Source organism: Oxobacter pfennigii (assembly GCF_001317355.1).
In the GTDB taxonomy this organism is placed as follows: Bacteria; Bacillota; Clostridia; order Clostridiales; family Oxobacteraceae; genus Oxobacter; species Oxobacter pfennigii.
The window spans coordinates 225,329-246,568 of sequence record NZ_LKET01000032.1 but is presented as its reverse complement, the minus strand read 5'-3'; the positions used below and the strand labels follow the sequence as shown (position 1 = coordinate 246,568).

The 21,240-nt window shown below is 38.3% G+C and carries 24 protein-coding genes; all 24 read left to right on the top strand.

The features are described 5' to 3' along the window. The first annotated feature begins 30 nt into the window (after positions 1–30). The 24 genes from hrcA (at position 31) to OXPF_RS11245 (ending at position 21,088) form a co-directional block, all read left to right on the top strand. A complete protein-coding gene (gene hrcA / locus OXPF_RS11355) occupies positions 31–1,068 on the top strand; it encodes a heat-inducible transcriptional repressor HrcA (protein ID WP_054875324.1) in 1,038 nt (345 codons plus the stop codon). A 29-nt stretch (positions 1,069–1,097) separates the two neighbouring features. After that, positions 1,098–1,664, top strand: a complete 567-nt coding sequence (gene grpE, locus OXPF_RS11350; protein WP_054875323.1) for a nucleotide exchange factor GrpE — start codon at positions 1,098–1,100, stop codon at positions 1,662–1,664. A gap of 62 nt (positions 1,665–1,726) precedes the next feature. Further along, a complete protein-coding gene (gene dnaK / locus OXPF_RS11345) occupies positions 1,727–3,568 on the top strand; it encodes a molecular chaperone DnaK (RefSeq protein WP_054875322.1) in 1,842 nt (613 codons plus the stop codon). A gap of 70 nt (positions 3,569–3,638) precedes the next feature. Beyond that, positions 3,639–4,766, top strand: a complete 1,128-nt coding sequence (dnaJ, locus tag OXPF_RS11340; protein ID WP_054875321.1) for a molecular chaperone DnaJ — start codon at positions 3,639–3,641, stop codon at positions 4,764–4,766. Between the two features lie 91 nt (positions 4,767–4,857). Continuing rightward, complete coding sequence (gene prmA, locus OXPF_RS11335) at positions 4,858–5,811, top strand: 50S ribosomal protein L11 methyltransferase (protein WP_054875320.1); 954 nt, start codon at positions 4,858–4,860, stop codon at positions 5,809–5,811. A gap of 1 nt (position 5,812) precedes the next feature. After that, on the top strand, positions 5,813–6,559 hold the full coding sequence (locus OXPF_RS11330; RefSeq protein ID WP_054875319.1) for a 16S rRNA (uracil(1498)-N(3))-methyltransferase: 747 nt from the start codon (positions 5,813–5,815) through the stop codon (positions 6,557–6,559). Then, positions 6,559–7,863: a tRNA (N(6)-L-threonylcarbamoyladenosine(37)-C(2))-methylthiotransferase MtaB gene (mtaB, locus tag OXPF_RS11325; RefSeq protein WP_054875318.1), complete on the top strand. Its 1,305-nt coding sequence runs from the start codon at positions 6,559–6,561 to the stop codon at positions 7,861–7,863. Before OXPF_RS11330 ends, mtaB begins: the two co-directional genes overlap by 1 nt. A 74-nt stretch (positions 7,864–7,937) precedes the next feature. Beyond that, complete coding sequence (locus OXPF_RS11320) at positions 7,938–8,282, top strand: histidine triad nucleotide-binding protein (RefSeq protein WP_054875317.1); 345 nt, start codon at positions 7,938–7,940, stop codon at positions 8,280–8,282. Between the two features lie 128 nt (positions 8,283–8,410). Then, on the top strand, positions 8,411–8,587 hold the full coding sequence (rpsU, locus tag OXPF_RS11315; protein WP_054875316.1) for a 30S ribosomal protein S21: 177 nt from the start codon (positions 8,411–8,413) through the stop codon (positions 8,585–8,587). 17 nt (positions 8,588–8,604) lie between these two features. Continuing rightward, positions 8,605–9,048, top strand: a complete 444-nt coding sequence (locus OXPF_RS11310) for a GatB/YqeY domain-containing protein (RefSeq protein WP_054875315.1) — start codon at positions 8,605–8,607, stop codon at positions 9,046–9,048. Positions 9,049–9,184: 136 nt separating this feature from the next. Continuing rightward, positions 9,185–10,492 (top strand): NfeD family protein, encoded by a 1,308-nt coding sequence (locus OXPF_RS11305; protein WP_054875314.1) that lies wholly within the window; start codon positions 9,185–9,187, stop codon positions 10,490–10,492. 60 nt (positions 10,493–10,552) lie between these two features. Further along, positions 10,553–11,557: a flotillin-like protein FloA gene (floA, locus tag OXPF_RS11300; protein ID WP_054875313.1), complete on the top strand. Its 1,005-nt coding sequence runs from the start codon at positions 10,553–10,555 to the stop codon at positions 11,555–11,557. Positions 11,558–11,578: 21 nt separating this feature from the next. Further along, complete coding sequence (locus OXPF_RS11295) at positions 11,579–12,139, top strand: hypothetical protein (RefSeq protein WP_054875312.1); 561 nt, start codon at positions 11,579–11,581, stop codon at positions 12,137–12,139. Positions 12,140–12,389: 250 nt separating this feature from the next. Beyond that, on the top strand, positions 12,390–12,668 hold the full coding sequence (gene yqfC, locus OXPF_RS11290; protein ID WP_054875311.1) for a sporulation protein YqfC: 279 nt from the start codon (positions 12,390–12,392) through the stop codon (positions 12,666–12,668). Positions 12,669–12,679: 11 nt separating this feature from the next. After that, entirely contained in the window at positions 12,680–13,855 is a 1,176-nt protein-coding gene (yqfD, locus tag OXPF_RS11285; protein ID WP_054875310.1) for a sporulation protein YqfD, read from the top strand. Between the two features lie 70 nt (positions 13,856–13,925). Next, the gene (locus OXPF_RS11280) at positions 13,926–14,855 is read left to right on the top strand and encodes a PhoH family protein (protein WP_054875571.1); all 930 of its coding nucleotides are present in this window, start codon (positions 13,926–13,928) and stop codon (positions 14,853–14,855) included. Between the two features lie 11 nt (positions 14,856–14,866). Continuing rightward, positions 14,867–17,002: an HD family phosphohydrolase gene (locus OXPF_RS11275; protein ID WP_054875309.1), complete on the top strand. Its 2,136-nt coding sequence runs from the start codon at positions 14,867–14,869 to the stop codon at positions 17,000–17,002. Next, complete coding sequence (gene ybeY / locus OXPF_RS11270; RefSeq protein ID WP_201779720.1) at positions 16,992–17,459, top strand: rRNA maturation RNase YbeY; 468 nt, start codon at positions 16,992–16,994, stop codon at positions 17,457–17,459. The genes OXPF_RS11275 and ybeY overlap by 11 nt, the downstream gene beginning before the upstream one ends. A gap of 15 nt (positions 17,460–17,474) precedes the next feature. Continuing rightward, the gene (locus OXPF_RS11265) at positions 17,475–18,170 is read left to right on the top strand and encodes a diacylglycerol kinase (RefSeq protein ID WP_054875307.1); all 696 of its coding nucleotides are present in this window, start codon (positions 17,475–17,477) and stop codon (positions 18,168–18,170) included. A 130-nt stretch (positions 18,171–18,300) separates the two neighbouring features. Beyond that, entirely contained in the window at positions 18,301–18,699 is a 399-nt protein-coding gene (locus tag OXPF_RS11260; protein WP_054875306.1) for a cytidine deaminase, read from the top strand. An 18-nt stretch (positions 18,700–18,717) separates the two neighbouring features. Next, complete coding sequence (era, locus tag OXPF_RS11255; protein WP_054875305.1) at positions 18,718–19,608, top strand: GTPase Era; 891 nt, start codon at positions 18,718–18,720, stop codon at positions 19,606–19,608. Positions 19,609–19,689: 81 nt separating this feature from the next. Then, positions 19,690–19,836, top strand: a complete 147-nt coding sequence (locus tag OXPF_RS21815) for a YqzL family protein (RefSeq protein WP_083479862.1) — start codon at positions 19,690–19,692, stop codon at positions 19,834–19,836. 29 nt (positions 19,837–19,865) lie between these two features. Next, positions 19,866–20,636 carry a DNA repair protein RecO gene (gene recO, locus OXPF_RS11250; RefSeq protein ID WP_054875304.1) on the top strand — a complete coding sequence of 257 codons (771 nt, stop codon included), beginning with the start codon at positions 19,866–19,868 and terminating at the stop codon, positions 20,634–20,636. A gap of 2 nt (positions 20,637–20,638) precedes the next feature. After that, positions 20,639–21,088, top strand: coding sequence for a DUF4342 domain-containing protein (locus OXPF_RS11245; RefSeq protein ID WP_054875303.1), 450 nt, complete (start codon positions 20,639–20,641; stop codon positions 21,086–21,088). Positions 21,089–21,240 lie beyond the last annotated feature (152 nt).

The following is a 21,240-nucleotide window of genomic DNA, read 5'->3' as shown; positions in this document are numbered from 1 at the left end:
GCTTTAGAGTGCTAACAAAGAGGTGATTTGATGGATTTAGATGAAAGGAAAAGGCAAGTTCTCAAGGTACTGATAAGTGATTATATAACAACAGCCGAACCTGTTGGTTCCAGGACAATTGCCAAAAGGTACGGCCTGGGTATAAGTTCAGCTACAATAAGAAATGAAATGGCCGACTTAGAGGACATGGGCTACCTTGAACAACCTCATACCTCAGCAGGCAGGATTCCATCAGATAAAGGTTACAGAGTTTATGTGGATCATCTGATGAACGCCCAGAAATTAACCAAAGAGGAGATAGATTTAATCCAGAACAGCATTTATAAGGCTGCCTTAGGTGAAATAGACAAGATTATAAAAGAAACATCAAAGGTTTTATCGATTTTGACCAATTATACTACCCTTGTAACATCTCCACAGGCTAAGAAAAGCTCTGTCAAGCACATACAGCTCATAGCCGTTGACAGCATGAATGTAGTGGTTATTGTGGTTACAAATTTCGGTACGGTAAAAAATTCAATGGTGAAGCTTTCACAGCCCATTACATCAGAAAAGCTTGCCACAATAAACAATATTTTAAATGATAAACTTAAGGGATTGACTATCGAAGAAATAAATTTAAATATCATTTCCGATGTTCAAAGGAACGTGGTAGGATATAATGAGATATTCAACGAAATTATACCTATTTTATGCGAGAGCTTAAATATAATAGATGATGGCGACATATACCTTGAAGGAAGTTCAAATATATTTAATTATCCTGAATATAATGCTATAGACAAAGCAAAAGCTTTTTTATCCGTTTTGGATAAAAAGGATTTTCTCTATAAGCTTTTATCCAGCGAAGATGAAAACACGAAAATATTCATCGGCCATGAAAATGAGCATATTGAGATAAAGGATTGCAGTTTGATTACCACCACCTATAAAATAGGTGATAACGTGGTTGGCTCCATCGGTATAATAGGACCCACCAGGATGTATTATTCCAAGGTGCTGGCAATACTGCAATGCTTTAGAAGCTATCTAAACGACGCACTTACCAGCTATTACAACGACAAATAAAAATGCAAATCGATGTTTGAGGTGATTTAATGTTTAATGAAGATAATGAAAATATATCCGGTGAAGATATAAAAGAACAAACAAATAATGATGACAGTATAATGAATGAGGACATCACAAATGCATTGGATGAAATAAAAGTATTGAAAGAGGAACTTGCAAAAAAGGAAAAGGAAGTTAAGGAATATATGGAGCTTGCTCAAAGAGCCAGGGCAGAATTTGAAAATTACAGAAAAAGGGCATCTAAAGAGCGGGAACAATTATACGCGGATATAACAGGTGATTTGATAGTAAAAATTCTGCCGGTTATCGATAATTTAGAGAGGGCTATGCAGTCATCTTCCGAAGGAATTGATGCCAAAAGCCTTTTAGAGGGCATAACCATGATAATGAATCAGTTTAAGGATATATTGAGCAAGGAAGGTTTAGAAGAGGTTGAAGCACTGAATCAGCAATTTGATCCTAACATCCATAACGCTGTAATGCATGTGGAGGATGAAAATTTCGGTGATAACACAGTCGTTGAAGTATTCCAGAAGGGGTATAAAATAAAAGACAAAGTTTTAAGACATAGCATGGTAAAAGTAGCGAACTAAAAAAATTAAACATATGAAATAAAAGATGTATAATAATGGTTAGCATTTAAGGAGGAATAAAAATGGGAAAAGTAATAGGTATCGATTTAGGTACGACAAATTCATGTGTTGCCGTTATGGAAGGCGGAGAGCCGGTAGTAATTCCTAACGCTGAAGGAGGAAGGACTACTCCCTCGGTTGTAGCTTTTTCTAAAACCGGAGAAAGAATGGTAGGTCAGGTTGCCAAACGTCAGGCTATAACCAATCCTGACAGGACGGTTATATCAATTAAGAGACAGATGGGAACAAACTATAAGGTAAATATAGATGGCAAGGATTATACTCCCCAGGAAATTTCTGCAATGATTCTTCAAAAGCTGAAAGCCGACGCAGAAGCTTACTTAGGCGAAACTGTAACTCAGGCCGTTATAACGGTACCTGCTTATTTTAATGACAGCCAGAGGCAGGCTACAAAGGATGCAGGAAAAATAGCCGGCCTTGAGGTTTTAAGGATAATAAACGAACCTACGGCAGCATCATTGGCCTATGGTCTTGATAAAACTGAGAACAGCCATAAAATATTCGTATATGATTTAGGCGGCGGTACTTTTGACGTTTCCATACTGGAACTTGGCGACGGTGTTTTTGAAGTAAAATCCACCAACGGTAATACAAAATTAGGCGGAGATGACTTCGACCAGAGGGTAATGGATTATCTTGCAGATACATTTAAAAAAGAAAACGGAATTGATTTAAGAAACGATAAAATGGCTTTGCAGCGTCTTAAGGAAGCAGCAGAAAAAGCAAAGATAGAATTATCAGGAGTAATGAGCACCAACATAAATCTGCCCTTCATAACAGCAGATGCTACAGGTCCAAAGCATTTAGACATAACATTAACCAGGGCAAAATTCGATGAATTGACAGCAGATTTGGTTGAAGCGACAATAGGTCCTATGAAAAGAGCTCTTGAGGATGCAGGTTTAACAATAGATAAAATAGATAAAGTTGTTCTCGTAGGAGGTTCCACCAGAATACCAGCAGTACAGGAAGCTGTCAAAAAGTTTACCGGAAAGGAACCGACAAAGGGAGTAAATCCTGATGAATGCGTGGCTGTAGGCGCCGGTATTCAAGCGGGGGTATTAACTGGAGAAGTAAAGGATATTTTATTGCTGGACGTTACTCCATTGTCTTTAGGTATCGAAACCTTAGGCGGCGTATCAACAAAATTGATAGAAAGAAATACAACTATTCCTACAAAGAAGAGCCAGGTGTTCTCGACTGCTGCAGACGGTCAAACAAGCGTTGAAATACATGTGCTTCAGGGCGAAAGGCAGATGGCAAGGGATAACAAGACTTTAGGAAGGTTTACTCTGACAGGTATTCCGCCTGCACCAAGGGGAGTACCTCAAATTGAAGTAACCTTTGATATTGATGCAAATGGTATAGTACATGTATCGGCAAAGGATTTAGGAACAGGAAATGAGCAAAAAGTAGTTATCACTGCTTCCACAAACCTTTCAGATTCGGAAATTGAAAATGCCGTTAAAGAAGCAGAAAAACATGCCGAAGAGGATAAGAAAAGAAAAGAAGAGATTGAAGTAAGAAACAACGGTGATTCTATTGTATATCAGACTGAGAAGACCTTGAAAGAATTAGGAGATAAAATATCCGATTCAGACAAGGCAGCCATTGAAGAAAAGATGCAAAAAGTCAAGGATGCGCTATCCGGCACCGATATCGAAAGAATCAAAACAGCAACGGAGGAACTCACTCAATCTTTCTATGATATTTCTTCAAAGCTCTATCAGCAACAAGGAGGGAATCCCGGTCAGGGTTTTAACCCGGGAGCCGGCCCCGAAGGCTTCAACGGCGGTGGAGACGACATCCATGCTGACTACAAAGTAGACGATAGTGATAAATAAAAAGCTTAAACCAAAGTCGGTGTTAACCGGCTTTGGTTTTTACTAAAATAATTGCGAGGAAGGTGGTGGAATAGTGGCAAAGGACTACTATGCTGTACTGGGGCTTGATAAAAATGCAAGCGAAGACGATATAAAAAAGGCATTCAGAAAATTGGCACTCCAGTATCATCCGGATAAAAATCCCGGAGATAAGGCTGCTGAGGAAAAATTCAAGGAAATCAACGAGGCTTACCAGGTTCTTTCAGATGCTGACAGAAAGGCACAATACGACCAGTTCGGCACTACGGATTTTAATGGTCAGGGAGGCTTTGGAGGTTTTGATTTCGGAGGCGGCGGATTTGGAGGCTTTGAAGATATATTTGAAACTTTTTTCGGAGGAGGTTTTTCAAACGGGAGACCTAACGGACCCCAAAGAGGTGCCGACCTTCAGTACACCTTGAATCTCACCTTCGAAGAGGCCGCTTTTGGAGTAACAAAGGATATTGAAATTGTAAGAAACGAAGAATGTAAAAAATGCAGCGGGTCAGGTGCAAAGCCGGGTACTAACCCCCAAAAATGTGATAAATGTAACGGCACCGGGCAGGTTAAGGTGCAAAAGCGGACTGCCTTCGGAAGCTTCGTAACCGTTTCTACATGCGATAAATGCGGCGGAAAAGGAACTATTATAAAAGAAGCATGTCCTGATTGTCATGGAAGCGGAAAGGTAAGGAGAAACAGAAAGATTACTATAAAAGTTCCAGCAGGAGTGGATACAGGAAACACAATGCCCTTAAGGGGAGAAGGCGAACCGGGCTCAAAAGGCGGCGGCAACGGAGATCTTTATGTCAATATAAATATACTGCCACATAAAATATTCAGAAGAGATGGTTATGATGTAATCTGTGAGATACCTATTTCTTTCCCACAGGCAACTTTAGGTGCAGAAATTGATGTACCCACCATCGACGGACTTATAAAATATACAATACCTGAGGGGACCCAAAGCGGTACCATATTCAGAATAAAAAGCAAAGGCATACCTAAGATAAGAGGGTATGGAAGAGGCGACGAGATAATTAAAGTAATCGTCGAAGTTCCTAAAAAGCTCAACGAAAAGCAAAAAGAACTTTTAAGGCAATTTGCAGAGTCTTGCGGTGAGGATGTAAATGAGCAGAGAAAGTCCTTCTTTGATAAAGTTAAAGACGCATTCGGAATGTAAAATATGCAGGATGGACCTGCATATTTTCATGACTAAAAATATCAAACTAAAGAAGAGATTAGTAATGTACTGAATAAATGGAGGAATGGCAATGCTTAAAGATGATAAGTGGGCTGAGATAACGGTTGTAACGTCCTATGAATCCATAGAAGCCGTATCTGCAATTTTTTATGAAGAAGGCGCAGCCGGCGTGTCAATTGAAGATCCAAGAGACGTGATTTTAAGCAATACGGCACCTAGAGATTGGGATTATATAGATGAAAAGCTGCTGCCTAAAGATAACGGAGAGGCAAAGGTAAAGGGCTATTTCCCTTATAAGGATACAATAGAAGATACATTAAAAGCCATTGGTAATTCTGTTGATAAATTGGAAGAGTACGGGCTTGACAAAGGAAAAGGTGAAATAACAGTAAGAGAAGTCAGGGAGCAGGACTGGGCAAATGCCTGGAAGGAGTATTACAAGCCCTTCAAAATAGGAGAGCATATAATAATAAAGCCCAGCTGGGAAAACTATGATAAAAAGGAAGGCGACATCATCGTTGAATTGGATCCAGGCATGGCATTTGGTACCGGCACCCATGAAACTACAAAGCTCTGTATTGAACTTCTGGAGAAATACATAAAAACAAATGACAGGGTTTTTGACATAGGCTGTGGTTCAGGGATATTGTCAATTGTTTCATCAAAGTTGGGAGCAACTGATATAACAGGCGTGGATATAGATGAGGTGGCTGTAAGGTCATCCATGGAAAATGTTAAGTTAAGCGGCCGTGAAAACGTTAAAATAATACATGGAAATCTTTTTGATGTAGTAAAAGGCAAAGCTAATATCATAGTAGCCAATATTATTGCAGACGTTATAATCGGTATATGCGGCAAAATCCCGGATTTTTTAGAAGATTGTGGTGTGTTTATATCATCGGGTATAATAAAAGACAGGGCGGAAGATGTGAGATTGGCCTTTGAAGAAAATAATTTTGAAATAATTGAAAAAAGAGAACAAGGTGAGTGGGTTGCCTACGGGGTAACCGTCAGGAGAAAATAATATGCACAGGTTTTTTACCTCCGAAAAAAATATCAGTAAAAATAAAATAACCTTATATGGAGAGGATGTGGACCATATAAGGAAGGTGCTGCGCTGTCGGGCCGGAGATGCCGTAGTTATAAGCGATGGCAGAGACTACGAATATAACTGCACCATATCTTCAATTGATAAAAAGGAAGTAATATGTGAAATCAATGAGAAAAGGCCTAATGTTACCGAAGCGGAAATTAAAATTCATCTATATCAAGGCATTCCAAAGGCTGCAAAAATGGATTTGATAATTCAAAAATGCACCGAGCTTGGAGTCCATTCTATAACACCTGTGAACATGGATAGAGCTGTTGTTAAATTCGATAATAAGGAAAATGACAACAAACTTACAAGATGGAGGAGAATTGCCGAAGAGGCAGCAAAGCAAAGCTGCCGGGGCCGCATTCCTCATATATTTGAACCCATGGACTTTGACGATGTATTGAATGATATCAAGGATTACGATATGGCTATAATGCCCTATGAAAGGGAAGATAAATTGGGCTTAAAGCATATTTTAAATGATGAAAAAGCATGTAAGGATATTGCTGTAATTATCGGACCTGAGGGGGGATTTTCCGATAAGGAAGTTATAAAGGCCAATGAAGCAGGTATTGTAACCGTGACTTTAGGACCCAGGATATTGAGGACAGAGACTGCCGGTTTTACATGTCTTGCGATATTGATGTATGAATTGGGTGATATGGGAGGAGAATAATGGAAAAAGTAGCTTTTGAAACCTTGGGCTGCAAGGTAAATCAATATGAAACCCAAGCCATGGCTGATATTTTCAAAAAAGCCGGATATGATATAGTTGATTTTGAAAGCTATGCTGACATATATGTCATAAATACCTGCACTGTCACCAGTTTTGGGGATAAAAAGTCCAGGCAGATGATAAGAAAGGCAAAAAAGCTCAATGATAAAGCCATAATCGCTGTAGCCGGCTGTTATTCCCAGGTATCTCCCGATGAGGTTTTAAAGATACCCGGTGTCAATATCGTATTGGGTACAAATGATAGAAATAAGATTGCTGAACTCATAGATGAATACAAAATAAGAAGGTCTCCCATTAAGCATGTAGTTAATATAATGAATGTTAGAGAGTTCGAGGAATTGGAGATAGATGAATACAGGGATAAAACCAGGGCATTTTTAAAAATTCAGGATGGCTGCAACAGGTTTTGTTCATACTGTCTTATTCCCTATGCCAGAGGCCCTATAAGAAGCAGAGAACCTCAAAAAGTAATAGAGCAGGTGAACAGGCTGTCAAAGTCTGGTTTTAAGGAAATAATACTGTCGGGAATACATGTTGCATCATATGGAAAAGATTTAAAGGATATAAACTTAACTGATTTAATTGAAAAAATTCAGCATATAGATGGAATTGAGAGGATAAGAATTGGTTCTGTTGAGCCTACTTTTTTTACAGGTGAAGTAATTAAAAGATTCAATGATATGGATAAACTTTGCAGGCATTTTCATTTATCCTTGCAGAGCGGCTGTGATGAAACATTAAAAAGAATGAACCGCCATTACACAACGGATGAGTATAAAAAAATCGTGTATGATTTACGGGAAGCATTTTCGGATGTATCCATAACGACGGATGTTATTGTGGGCTTTCCTGGCGAGAGTCAAGAGGAATTTGAAAAGACCTTTAATTTCTTGAAGGATATAGAACTTTCTAAAATGCACATATTCAAATATTCGCCAAGGGAAGGTACTCCTGCAGCAAAATTTAAAGAGCAGATAAGCCCGGAAATTAAAGAAAAAAGAAGCGATATACTCCTAAAGCTCAACAGCATCAATGAGCGTAAATTCATAGATAAATTCATTGGGCGAAAGCTAGAGGTTCTATTTGAACAAAATGTAAAAAATATGGAGGGATATCTGGAAGGATATACACATAATTATATAAATGTCAAAGCAAATGGAAATAATAGTATAATAGGTGATATAAAGCAAGCCAGGCTTATTAAAAATGAAGGTCAATATGCAGCTGGTGAAATATTATTATAATTTGCTCAAGAAGGATTTTTTCATTAAGTGTTGAATAAAGAAAACAGATGATTCTTTTAAGGAGGTGAAAAATTATGCCTGATTGCATATTTTGCCTTATAAGTCAGAAAAAAATACCAAGTGAAATCTTATATGAAGACGAAGATTGTATGGCTTTTAAGGATATTAATCCCGAAGCACCGGTACATATCCTTATAATTCCAAAGAAGCATATTGAATCAGTAATGGAATTGACGGAAGAAGATTCCGGCATAATTTCAAAGATATTTAATGTTGCAAAATTATTATCCTCAGAACTTAAAATAGCAAATAGTGGGTTTAGGATAGTATCAAATTGCGGAAAAGACGGCGGTCAAACGGTGGGACACCTGCATTTTCATCTTCTGGGAGGACGACAATTACAATGGCCGCCGGGCTAATGCAAGTATTGACTTTATTTGGTTATCTAAGGTATAATTAAGAATATGCTATTTATATCCCGCTAAATTGCAGCATAATATATTTTTATATTAAGCACAATTGTTGGTAGCGGAGGGAGGGAGAAATAATGTCAGAAATCAGGGTTGGGGAAAACGAGACACTTGAAAGTGCTCTGAGAAGATTTAAGAGAAAATGCGCAAGAGCCGGAGTATTGGCTGAAGTTAGAAAAAGAGAGCATTACGATAAACCTAGCGTAAAGAGAAAGAAAAAGGCTGAAGCGGCAAGAAAAAGAAAATTCAAGTAGTAAAGGGGGGGTAGAGAATGTCCCTCAAAGAAAGACTACAGCAAGACTGGAAACTTGCCATGAAAGAAAAAGACAGCTTTAAGTCCGGAGTTATATCAATGGCCAGAGCTGCCATATTACAGTCTGAAAAAACTGATGGTAAAGTATTAGATGACGACCAGGTGATTGCTGTACTGTCAAAGGAAGTCAAACAAAGAAGAGAAGCTATCAGTGAGTTTGAAAAAGGAAATAGACCTGACCTTGTAGATCAAGCTAATAAGGAAATAGATATATTGCTTGAATACCTTCCTCAGCAGTTAACAGAACAAGAGATACAGGATATAGTCAGGGCAGCGGTGATAGAAGTGGGTGCAAATAGCATTAAAGAAATGGGAAAAGTTATGGCAGTTGTTCAGCCTAAAGTAAAGGGCAGAGCTGACGGAAAAATTGTAAGCCAGATGGTAAAAGAACAACTAATGTAAATATAAAAGGTCTGTATAAGTATTTATGCAGGCCTTTTTTAATTTATTGATACATAGTTAATAATCTGTTAATTGAATTGCTTTTTTAATAAATGTTAATATATATTCAAGGATAGCACCGTCAGGAGGTGAAAATATGAAACAATTAAGTAAATTAATAAGTATTTCTGCCCTGATTTCTGTAGTAGCTTCGCTCTTATTTTCTGCCAATTCCTTTGCAGCAGGTACAAATTCCGTGTTTATAATACCGGTAAAGGGTGAGGTAGGTCCGGCGCTTTCGGAATTTGTAACAAGCAATCTTGCCAAGGCTAATGAAAGCGGGGCCAAAACCGTAATACTTGAAATTGATACTTTAGGCGGAAGGATTGATAATACTTTAGAAATTAAGGACGCCATTAATGATACAATAAACAAAGGCATAGAGGTTATTTCCTTCGTTAATGACGAAGCCCAATCGGCAGGGGTAATGCTTACAATGCTGGGGCAAAAGGTAGCAATGGTTCCGGGAAGCAGTATGGGCTCGGCGGAAGTAAGGCCCTTTGACGAAAAAATAAATTCGGCATGGACAGGAGAATTAAAGGCTGTGGCCGAAGCAAGGGGAAGAGACGGAAATCTTGTTGCTGCAATGGCTGATAAGGATATAATGATAAATAATATCAAAGAAAAAGGAAAACTTTTGAATGTATCTGCAAAACAGGCCAAAGAATTGGGTTTATGTGATACAATAGTAAATAACAAGCAGGAATTGCTTGAATTTTACGGTCTTAAGGATATGACAATAGTAGAAATCCAGCAGGATTTCAAAACAAAAATTGCTTCTGCATTATCAGGACGTTATCTCGGTCCCATACTTTTAATCTTAGGTATAATAGCTATTATACTAGAAGTCTTTACACCTTCATTCGGCATATTGGGAACGGTGGGGGTTTTATCTTTAAGCACCTATTTTGCCGGTTCTATTTTAGCCGGGCGCTCAGGATGGGGAGCAGCTATACTCTTCATAGCCGGGATTTTATTGATAGGAATCGAAGCTTATATACCGGGTTTTGGTGCAGCCGGAATAGGGGGATTAGCAGCACTTTCTGCAGGGATAGTCTTTTCTGCAGGAGATATAGTAAGCGGCTTATGGCTTTTATTACTAGTGTTGGTTATACTAATTGTAACACTGTGGCTGCTTTTAAAATATATGCCTAAAACCGGGATATTTGAAAAGATCGTTCTATCCACCCAGATGAAATCTGAACTGGGTTATGTAAGTTCTGCCGTTGAAAATGAGCTTGTTGGCCGGGAAGGAATTGCAGCAACGGTTCTAAGGCCGGCAGGAAAAGCAGAGATTGCAGGAAGGAGAATAGATGTAACCACCGAAGGGGATTTTATTTCTAAAGGGACTGCAATAAAGGTTGTCAAAGTGGAAGGAAGCAAAGTAACAGTTAAAGTATTATAATTATTTATTCTTTTGAGACAGGTGTGCAAAAAATATAAATGATTTTTAGGAGGTTTAAAAATGCCACAAATAGTAGGTTTATTATTTATTATTTTCATTATCCTCATAGGATTCATATTCCTTTTGAGCTTTGTACCCGTTGGGTTGTGGATTTCAGCTGCAGCAGCAGGCGTCAGGGTAGGATTGGGTACTCTTATAGGCATGAGGCTCAGGAGGGTTCCCCCTGTTAAAATAGTAAATCCCCAGATAAAAGCCGTAAAGGCAGGTGTGCCTACCAGCATTGATAACCTGGAGGCTCATTATCTTGCCGGGGGAAATGTCGATAGGGTTGTCAATGCTTTAATTGCAGCTCAAAGGGCTGATATACCTTTGGAATTTGAAAGAGCAGCCGCCATTGACCTGGCAGGGAGAGATGTGCTCCAGGCAGTTCAGATGAGCGTTAATCCCAAGGTTATAGAAACGCCAAAGGTTGCAGCTGTTGCCAAAGACGGCATAGAGGTTATTGCAAAGGCCAGAGTTACTGTAAGAGCTAATATCGATAGGCTGGTCGGCGGCGCCGGTGAAGAAACCATTATTGCAAGAGTCGGTGAAGGTATTGTTACGACAGTAGGTTCATCTGAGACCCACAAGCTGGTGTTGGAAAATCCGGATTTGATTTCCCAGACGGTGCTTGAAAAAGGATTGGACTCAGGAACAGCCTTTGAAATATTATCCATTGATATAGCCGACGTGGACATCGGAAGAAATATAGGGGCACAATTGCAGACAGACCAAGCTGAAGCAGATAAGAGGATTGCCCAGGCGAAGGCTGAGGAAAGGCGCGTAATGGGTATTGCAAGGGAGCAGGAAATGAAAGCGGCAGTACAGGAAATGAGGGCTAAAGTTGTTGAATCCGAGGCAGAAGTCCCGAAAGCTTTGGCAGAAGCCATGAGGACAGGAAAAATAGGAGTAATGGATTATTACAATCTTAAAAACCTGGTGGCAGATACTGATATGCGTGAATCCATTTCAAAAATGGGCAAACCTGAGAATCAGGCTGATTTTGGAGATGATAAGAAAAAGTAACTCCCTATAAGGAGGCATAATATGGATTTTGGTGTCATAATATTATTTATCATATTCTCTATTGTAGGCAGTATGATAAAGGAATCAAAAAAGCAGGCAAATGAAAATAGGAATAAGGAAGCACCGGATAATATCTTCAAGACGGAAATAAATCCTGAGGTACCAAAAAAGACCGTCATATATGGAAACAACAGAGATAATTTCAATACCGGCACCGGCAGCAATAAAATGAAAAGGAAATATGAGCTTAAGGATTTGATCGAAGACAGCATGACAGAATTTAAAAGCCTTCTTGAAGAAGGAAAGGCCATAAGAAATACCGTCAATAAAAATACCAAATATGTAAAGAAAGAAGCCCTGCCAAAAGCTGAAGAAGTTTTTAGTGTAAAGGAAGAAAATCAAAGGATTTATGTGCCATTACAAAGTCAAACGGAAAATAAACATGCAGCTTCAGCGCTTACATTCAATAGTGAAATACCTAAAGTTTATGAAAGCTATGATGAATTGATACTTGACGAAGAACGGCTTTTAAACGGTATAATTTTAGCAGAGGTTTTAGGACCTCCAAGGTGCAGAAGATAGGCCAATAGGCCTATCTTTTTTGTATAATCAGGAAAGAGAGCTTTCCTGATTATACAAAAAACGAGGATTGCAAAGGACGGGACGTCCTTGCCGTCAAGGGGGGTGCTCAGTAAAAATGCCTTAGCATTTTTACACCGAAGGGGGACATAGGTCCCCCTAGCGGAAAGTGTCGGAGACACTTTTTTTTGTATTTATAAATAATTGTGAGCATAGAAATAGTATATAGAACATTAATTAAGGGGTGGAGAACTTGGCAAAAAAAACTCAGGAAGTTAAGCAGCAAATCGCCGGAATCCTGGGGTTTCCTAAAGATGTGGTGATGAATACTCCAAAAGCAACCATGACGGGGAATATCCAGGTAAATATAGAGAATCATCTGGGTTTAATCCAATATGAGGATAAGATTGTAAGGATAAATACCAGCATAGGCGTTTATACCATTACAGGTTTGAACCTTGTAATAAAAGATATCACCACTGATGAAATTTCAATTGCAGGATTGATTGAGAATTTGGATATTTCAGGTTAGGAGTGGTTAAAATGTCCAGGATATTAAAATATTTAAGGGGATATCTGACTATAAAAGTTGAAGGGCTTAATTTGGAAAAGTTCCTGAATATGTCTGTCAGCAGCAGCATCAGTTTTTGGGATGTAAAAAAAATAGGCATAACCGAAATAGAATTCAAGACTACAGTCAGAGGATACAAAAGAATGAAAAACATAATTAAGGCAACGGGAAGCAAGGCTTACATAACGGGTAAGGACGGAGTCCCCTTTCTATCCTTGAAGCTTAAAAGGAGAAAGATGATGGCGATAGGCTTTGTTGTTTTTATTCTTATGGTTTTTATGTTATCATCTTTTATATGGAGTGTCGAAATAATAGGTGCTAAAACCGTGAGTACGAAGGAAATAACGGATTGTCTAAAGGAACTGGGTTTGAAGGCCGGAGCTTTCAAGCTTAATCTTGCTGTAACTGATATAGAAAACGATATGCTTATTAAAATGGACGGCATATCCTGGATAAAGGTAAATATAAAGGGGACAAGGGCTGAGGTTGAAATTAAGGAGAGGATAGCGCCTCCTGATATTATTCCCGACAGCAAGCCCTGTAATATAATTGCAAGAAGAGATGGCATCATAATGAAAATAATTGCCGAAAAAGGCGATATACTGGTTCCACAAGGCGAGCCGGTAAAGAAAGGCCAGGTTTTAATAACAGGAATGATTGACAGGCCAAATATCGAGAGAAGATATGTACACGCTGCCGGAGAGGTAAGTGCAAGAACTTGGTATGAAGGCAAGGAAGTTATACCTCTTGAAACTGTCGAGAAAGAGAGAAGCGGTAAAAAAATATCCAACTTATTTCTCATATTGGGACAAAATAAACTTCAAATAAAAAATTCACACATTACTTTTAATACTTATGATAAAATAGTAAAAAGTACAAAATTAATTGAAACAGAGAAATTTCAGCTTCCTTTAGAAATAGTTATCGAGGAATATCATGAGACCGTAGATAAACAAAAAACAAAATCCGTGGACGAGGCGAAGAAGTTGGCATATGATCTTGTCGAAAAATCTATTATCAACAGCCTGCCACCGGATGCTAAAATAATTAATAAGAATATTAACGTTACTGTTAAAGAAAATGTTGTTATTGCTTCTGCGCTTATCGAAACCATAGAGGATATCGGTCTGCAGGAGGAAATTAAGTAAATAAGGAGGCCTAGTATTGGCAGAAAATTTAAAAGAGGCAACATTAAAAATACAGAATATAAATAATGCAATGGCATTATTCGGAAATTTTGATGAAAATATAAAGCTTATCGAAAAAGAGTTTAATGTAAGCGTGCTTAACAGGAGCGACGAAGTTAAGGTGGCAGGAAATAATGAAGCCGTTGATAAGGCTTTTAAAGTTATATCAAAGCTTTTAGAGATGTTGGGCAGAGGCGAAGATATAAATATTCAGACGGTTACCTATATGATTGAATCCGTCAAGGAAGGCAAGGACGAGGAAATAAGCGAAATTATCGGTGATTCCATATGTGTTACCGCCAAAGGTAAGCATATAAAAAGCAAAACCGCAGGGCAGAGGAAATACGTGGAATCCATGAAGAAAAACGACGTTGTCTTTGGTATCGGGCCTGCAGGTACTGGAAAGACCTATCTTGCAATTGCAATGGCAGTTGCGCATTTAAGAAGTAAAAAGGTCAGCCGCATAGTCCTCACAAGGCCGGCTGTAGAGGCAGGAGAGAAGCTGGGATTTTTACCCGGTGATCTTCAGGAAAAAATTAATCCTTACCTTAAGCCGCTGTATGATGCACTGTATGACATATTGGGTGCTGAAACCTTTCAGAAATATATGGAGAACGGTTCCATTGAGGTTGCTCCCCTTGCCTATATGAGGGGAAGAACACTGGATGATTCCTTCATAATACTGGATGAGGCACAAAATACCACCCCGGAGCAGATGAAGATGCTCTTAACCCGCTTCGGCTTTGGTTCCAGAGTAGTAGTAACCGGAGATATAACTCAAATTGACTTGGGAAGGGACAAAGTTTCAGGACTTAAACTGGTAACGGGAATTTTAAAAGGCATAGAAGGAATAGATTTTGTCTATTTAAGTGATAAGGATATTGTAAGGCACAGACTTGTTATGGAGATAATAAGAGCTTATCAGAAATATGATGATGCACATAAAGATAAAGAGGAGTAGGAGGACGCAGTATGGATTTGCAAAAGAGCATTGAAAAGCCTAAGCATACCGGCAGCAAACTGAAAATGTCATTGACTGCGTCCTTAACCCAGAGGATTGCAATCGGTGTAGCATTGTTCTTTATAATATACAGCCTTGTTGTCACAAGCATAGTTCCAAGGCAATATAATCTGTCTGAGGGTGACATAGCCACCGACGATATAAAATCTCCTATGTCGGCTATCAATGAGGCTGAGACAAACAAGCTTCGGGATGAAGCTGTGAAAAAAGTAAAGGAAGCCTATGTTATTGATACGACCGTCAGAGATTTGGCGCTTCAAAATGTCAGAGATTTTTTCAACAAGGTTTTTGATATAAAATCACTGCAGACTATAGAAGACAGCCCCGACAAAATTGAACGATTAAAGTCCGAATCCATAATAACACTGGCGGATGATGATTACGAGGCGGCTATTAAAGCAAATTTAAATGACTTAAAATCCTTGTCGAATTATATGATTGAAAACCTCAATAAGATTTTGAGTGAAGAAATAAGCGATAATGAAGAAGAACTAAAGGCAAAGCAGGATGAATTTGCTTCAAACGCCAAGAGGAATTTAAAGCTGAGCAATGAGCTGAGAAATCTTGCCGTTGATATCGGTTATGCGCTGATTAAGCCAAATATGATATTTGACAACAAAAAGACAGAGGAAGCTGTAAAAGAAGCACAGGATTCAGTGACTCCCGTCAGAATACAAAAAGACCAGATAATTGTAAGGCGGGGAGAAGTAGTAACAGAAGAACATCTTCAGATTTTAAGCAGTCTTGGCATGCTGGAAGAGCAAAATAAGGTGTATGTCCTCTTATATATAGGTATAGGCATATTGATCGCCCTGTTGGAGGGTATAGTTATCATATACCTCTTCAGGTTTTCCCCAGATATTTTAAAGGACAAGGGTAAACTTGTATTATTGAGTATAATAACTGTTTTATTGCTCCTTATTACAAAATTTTTATCCGTTTATCAGGTATCGGGATTCATTGTGCCTATCGCTTTCGCTTCCATGCTGGTAGCAATACTCATAAAGCCCCGGCTGGCACTTATATTGAATTCGGTTTTAGCGTCCCTGGTCACATTGATGCTGGGATATAATTTTGATGTGTTTATAGTTTCACTTATAGGAGGAAGCGCAGGGGCAATTGTAGTATCCAGAATGCATCAGAGGAATGACCTTATAACTGCAGGAATACTTGTAAGCTTTGTCAATACACTTTCCATACTGGGAATAGGTCTAATAAGCAGTGCAGATATAATAACGGTATTCAAGCAAAGCAGCCTGGGTATTTTAAGCGGAAGTTTGGCATCCATATTTACTTTGGGGCTTTTACCATTTTGTGAATCCATATTTGATATAGTAACGCCAATTAAACTGTTGGAACTATCCAACCCCAATCATCCGCTGCTTAAAAAATTGCTTTTTGAAGCCCCCGGAACATACCATCACAGCGTACTGGTCGGGAACTTAGCAGAAGCTGCAACGGATGCCATAGACGGGAATTCCCTTTTAGCAAGGGCAGGCTCTTATTATCATGATATAGGAAAACTTAAAAGGCCATATTTTTTCAAGGAAAACCAGATTACCAATGAAAATCCCCATGATAAGATTACGCCTTCCTTAAGTACCTTGATTATTACAAACCATGTGAAGGACGGAGTGGAGCTGGCTAAAAAATATAAGCTTCCTACAGTAATCAGGGATATGGTGGAACAGCATCACGGCACCACTCTGGTCAAATATTTCTTTGTTAAAGCCATAAATGACAATGAGTCCCAGAGCGATATAGCAGAAAACCAGTTCAGGTATCCTGGACCAAAGCCAAGGAGCAAGGAAGCAGCCGTTGTAATGCTGGCTGATTCTGTGGAGGCGGCGGTACGTGCCATACCTTCACCAACAAAGGCAAAGATAGAGGATGTCGTGCGAAAAATAGTCAAAGATAAGCTTGATGACGGACAGCTTGATGAATCGGATTTAACATTAAAAGACATAAATAATATTACAGAGGCATTTTTAAAGGTACTGAATGGTATTTACCATGACAGGATAGAATATCCGGATGAGGTACAGGGCGATAAAGGAGGATATAATATTGAATCTCATGGCAGATAACCGTCAGAGCCAATTTGAAGCTGAGCCAATCGAAAAACTTATAAAAAAGGTGGCGAAAAAGGCAATAGAGTATGAAGGAGTAAATTCAAACCCCCAGATAAGCGTCATACTTGTAGATAATAAAGAGATAAAGGAAATAAACAGAGTATACAGAAAAATAGACAGTGCTACAGATGTGCTGTCTTTTCCACAGATTGATTACCCTGCTGATTTAGAGAATAAAGAAAATATCGACCCGGATACAGGGGAACTTGTATTGGGGGATATTGCAATATCCCTTGAGAGGGCATATGAGCAATCGAAAGAATACAACCATACCTTTGAAAGGGAGGTAGCTTTTTTAACAGTTCATGGGGTGCTGCATTTGTTGGGTTATGACCATGAGACTGAAGAAGAGAGAAATATAATGAGGGTAAAGGAAGAAGAAATACTGGGTATGCTTGGAATAACAAGATAGTTCAAGGGTGATATAATGAAGTTAAGAAGACTTATCGACAGCTTTAATTATGCTGTTCAAGGCATAATTCATACACTTTCTACCCAGAAAAATATGAGGATTCACTTTTTCATAGCCATATTCATACTGGTTTTAAGCCTGTTCTTCGACTTATCAAGGATTGAACTTCTCATATTATTTTTATCCATAACCTTTGTATTTGTGCTAGAAATGATAAATACTGCCATAGAAACGGCTATTGACCTCTATGCAAATTATTATCATCCTTTGGCTAAAATAGCAAAGAATGTTGCCGCAGGCGCTGTATTAATTGCAGCATTGAATGCGGTTTTAGTAGGCTATCTTTTATTCTTTGATAAATTAAAACCAATAACTGATGTAGTAGTAATAAGGGTTATCAAGTCTCCTCCTCATATAACATTTATAATTTTAATGCTGACCGTCTTAGGCGTTATCGGTTTAAAGGCATTAAAAAGAGAAGGCACGCCATTTAAAGGCGGCATGCCAAGCGGCCATAGCGCTATTGCATTCTCGGCTGCTACAATAATATCCCTTATAACAAAAGATACTTTAGTGATAACATTAAGCTTTTTTATGGCTTTGTTGGTTGCTCAAACAAGGATAGAGGCAAAAATTCATTCCGGTGCTGAGACATTCATGGGAGGGTTATTGGGTACATTAATCACCCTGTTGTTCTTTCAGCTTTTTTAAAGGCTTATTTTCATATGAAAAATTTCAATAATAATTGATAAAAGAGGAAAAACCTCTTTTATTTTTCTTTACATAACATGGCATAATGGTATAATTTATTTACGAGGAATATATTGGGAGGAGCAGGTTTATGATGATTGATGCAAGAGAACTTATTAATTATGCAATTATTGCAAAAGGGAAAGCATATGCGCCTTATTCTAAGTTCAGGGTGGGTGCCGCAGTCCTTGCAAAAGGCGGAACAATATATTCCGGATGCAATGTTGAGAATGCATCGTTTGGTGCTACCAATTGTGCGGAGCGTACAGCCATTTTCAAAGCGGTATCCGAGGGAGCCAAAGATTTCATAGCAATCGCAGTAAACAGCGATTCGGAAAATTTCACTTATCCCTGCGGTATATGCAGGCAGGTCATTGCTGAATTTTCCGCTGGTATGAAAGTGTATGTATCAAACAGAAAAGGAGAATATAAAGAATATACAATAAATGAATTGCTCCCCGGAGCATTTACCGGTGAGGATATGAAATAACGGAGGCATTTTTGCATAATGGGAAATACATTTAAATCAGGATTTGTAACAATAATCGGAAGGCCTAATGTAGGAAAATCCACAATAATGAACAACATAATAGGGGAGAAGCTTTCAATCATATCAAACAAACCCCAGACTACGAGAAATACCATTCAATCGGTTCTGACGAGGGATGATTGTCAGATGGTTTTTATAGATACCCCAGGTATTCATAAACCCAAACATAAATTAGGCGAATATATGGTAAAGATCGCTGAAGATACGTTAAATGAAGTAGATACCATACTATTTATGACTACGCCCGATAAGGAAGTGGGTCCGGGGGATAAATTCATAATGGAACAATTTAAAAAAACAAAAACACCGGTGCTGCTGGTTATAAATAAAATAGATCAGGCGGACAAGGATAAGCTTATCATGACTATTGATAATTACAGCAGGGAATTCAAGTTTCATGAGATCATCCCTGTGTCTGCACTGACAGGAGAAAATATCGCCACATTGATTGATGTAATAAAGAAAATCCTACCTGAAGGACCTAAATATTTCCCGGATGACACAGTTACCGATCAGGCCGAAAGGTTTATAGTTGCAGAGATAATAAGGGAGAAGGCATTGAATAATCTTGAACAGGAAGTACCTCACGGTATCGCAACAGAGATAATAGGCATGAAGGAGCAGGAAAATAACATAATGAACATAAATGCCGTAATATATTGCGAAAAGGATTCCCACAAAGGGATTATAATAGGCAAGAACGGTCAGATGCTAAAGAAGATCGGAGCCGAAGCCAGGCTGGATATCGAAAGACTTCTTGGAATTAAAGTCTTCCTTGAAATCTGGGTAAAGGTTAAAAAGGATTGGAGAAATGATTCTTTTACACTCAAAGGTTTTGGCTATAAATAATTATTATGCTAAATATTCTCACGTATATTTAAAACCCGCCGGGAAAGCATAAAGTAAGGAAGCTAAATAAGGGGGAGTTTTATGCTGGATATAATATCGTGGAAATTGTTTGAGAAGACAGGTTGTATAGATGCCTATCTTTTATATATCGATATGAAAAAAATCAATGATATAAAGGGTTATGACGAGGACAAGGATTCCCTTTTAGATATAATAAGCGCAAATTAGCGGTCATGACCTATATTGGGGTGATAATTATGCCGAATTTAATCAAAACCCGGGGAATAGTTTTAAAGCACACTTATTTAGGAGAAGCAGATAAAATTATCACCCTGTTTACAGATTCCCTAGGAAAGGTGCAGGCAGTGGCTCATGGTGCCAGAAAGGCAAAATCCAAGCTCATGTCATCTACCCAGGCTTTTGCATATTGTGAATTTGTATTATACAAGGGTAAGAGTTTATATACCGTCAGTCAGACGGAAATTAAAGCGTCTTTCCAGGTGCTCTTAAATGATCTGCATACCCTGACATACAGTTCATACCTGATGGAATTGGTTGATGTACTCATTTTAGAGGGTGAAGAGAATATTGAATTATTTTCTTTACTCTTAAAGACACTTTACCTGATGACAGAAGGGAATTTAGATAAGGAGCTTATAGTGCGTGCTTTTGAATTGAAAGCCATTTCCCAATCAGGGTACATGCCTCAGTTTGACAACTGTATCCTATGTGGAAGTTCTTTGAACCTTATAAAATTCAGCAGCAGATTAGGAGGGGTTTTGTGCAGCAAGTGTTCCGAAAATGACAGGTTTGCTGTAAAAATAGATTTGCCTTCTGTAAACACAATGAAGTTTTTCATAAAAAATCATATAGAAAAAGTCAGGGTATTAAAGATTAATCTTTCTATCAAAAATTATATGAAAAAAATAATGAAAAACTACATAAAATATCATCTGGATAAAGATTTTAAGAGTTTGGATTTTCTGGATGAAATAACAAATATGGATGAATTGGAAGGAGTTGAATAAAGGTGGAAATAACTTTAGAAAAAATTGATATTGTAAGAGAAAGAGCCAGGGTGAGTTATGCAGAAGCTAAGGAAGCGTTGGAAAAATGTGATGGTAACGTTGTGGATGCCATAATCTATTTTGAAAAAAATCAAAAAAATGTTTTTGACAATATAAGCAATACCGGCAGCGAATTCGTGGAGTCCATAAAAGATATCATCAAAAAGGGTAATGTAACCAGAATTAAGATAATGAAAGATAGTAAGCTTCTTCTTGATATACCCGTTAATGCAGGAGTAGTAGGAGGTGCTATTGGCATAGTTTATCTTCCGGCATTGATGGCAATAGGAGCAATAGCTGCTGTGGTGACAAAAATCCAGGTAGTAATAGAGCGTCCGGACGGCAAAGAAGAGGTATATGATGATATAATAAAAGATACCTCTGCCGATAAAAACGGCAATGAAGAAAATTAAAAGCTATATGTTTTAAAATATAAATTCCCCATACGGGGGCTTTATATTTTTTTTGCAGTGAAAATATAGAATATATAAAAAATACTTAAAATTCAGTATAAAGGACTATTATATAATGTGAGTCAGGCATATATGATATAAAATATAAATAA

Excerpts from the sequence above, each read along its gene's own strand:
- hrcA (WP_054875324.1), top strand. The coding sequence starts at position 31 with ATGGATTTAGATGAAAGGAAAAGGCAAGTTCTCAAGGTACTGATAAGT.
- grpE (WP_054875323.1), top strand. The coding sequence starts at position 1,098 with ATGTTTAATGAAGATAATGAAAATATATCCGGTGAAGATATAAAAGAA.
- dnaK (WP_054875322.1), top strand. The coding sequence starts at position 1,727 with ATGGGAAAAGTAATAGGTATCGATTTAGGTACGACAAATTCATGTGTT.
- prmA (WP_054875320.1), top strand. The coding sequence starts at position 4,858 with ATGCTTAAAGATGATAAGTGGGCTGAGATAACGGTTGTAACGTCCTAT.
- OXPF_RS11330 (WP_054875319.1), top strand. The coding sequence starts at position 5,813 with ATGCACAGGTTTTTTACCTCCGAAAAAAATATCAGTAAAAATAAAATA.
- mtaB (WP_054875318.1), top strand. The coding sequence starts at position 6,559 with ATGGAAAAAGTAGCTTTTGAAACCTTGGGCTGCAAGGTAAATCAATAT.
- OXPF_RS11320 (WP_054875317.1), top strand. The coding sequence starts at position 7,938 with ATGCCTGATTGCATATTTTGCCTTATAAGTCAGAAAAAAATACCAAGT.
- rpsU (WP_054875316.1), top strand. The coding sequence starts at position 8,411 with ATGTCAGAAATCAGGGTTGGGGAAAACGAGACACTTGAAAGTGCTCTG.
- OXPF_RS11310 (WP_054875315.1), top strand. The coding sequence starts at position 8,605 with ATGTCCCTCAAAGAAAGACTACAGCAAGACTGGAAACTTGCCATGAAA.
- OXPF_RS11305 (WP_054875314.1), top strand. The coding sequence starts at position 9,185 with ATGAAACAATTAAGTAAATTAATAAGTATTTCTGCCCTGATTTCTGTA.
- floA (WP_054875313.1), top strand. The coding sequence starts at position 10,553 with ATGCCACAAATAGTAGGTTTATTATTTATTATTTTCATTATCCTCATA.
- OXPF_RS11295 (WP_054875312.1), top strand. The coding sequence starts at position 11,579 with ATGGATTTTGGTGTCATAATATTATTTATCATATTCTCTATTGTAGGC.
- yqfD (WP_054875310.1), top strand. The coding sequence starts at position 12,680 with ATGTCCAGGATATTAAAATATTTAAGGGGATATCTGACTATAAAAGTT.
- OXPF_RS11280 (WP_054875571.1), top strand. The coding sequence starts at position 13,926 with ATGGCATTATTCGGAAATTTTGATGAAAATATAAAGCTTATCGAAAAA.
- OXPF_RS11275 (WP_054875309.1), top strand. The coding sequence starts at position 14,867 with ATGGATTTGCAAAAGAGCATTGAAAAGCCTAAGCATACCGGCAGCAAA.
- ybeY (WP_201779720.1), top strand. The coding sequence starts at position 16,992 with ATGGCAGATAACCGTCAGAGCCAATTTGAAGCTGAGCCAATCGAAAAA.
- OXPF_RS11265 (WP_054875307.1), top strand. The coding sequence starts at position 17,475 with ATGAAGTTAAGAAGACTTATCGACAGCTTTAATTATGCTGTTCAAGGC.
- OXPF_RS11260 (WP_054875306.1), top strand. The coding sequence starts at position 18,301 with ATGATGATTGATGCAAGAGAACTTATTAATTATGCAATTATTGCAAAA.
- era (WP_054875305.1), top strand. The coding sequence starts at position 18,718 with ATGGGAAATACATTTAAATCAGGATTTGTAACAATAATCGGAAGGCCT.
- OXPF_RS21815 (WP_083479862.1), top strand. The coding sequence starts at position 19,690 with ATGCTGGATATAATATCGTGGAAATTGTTTGAGAAGACAGGTTGTATA.
- recO (WP_054875304.1), top strand. The coding sequence starts at position 19,866 with ATGCCGAATTTAATCAAAACCCGGGGAATAGTTTTAAAGCACACTTAT.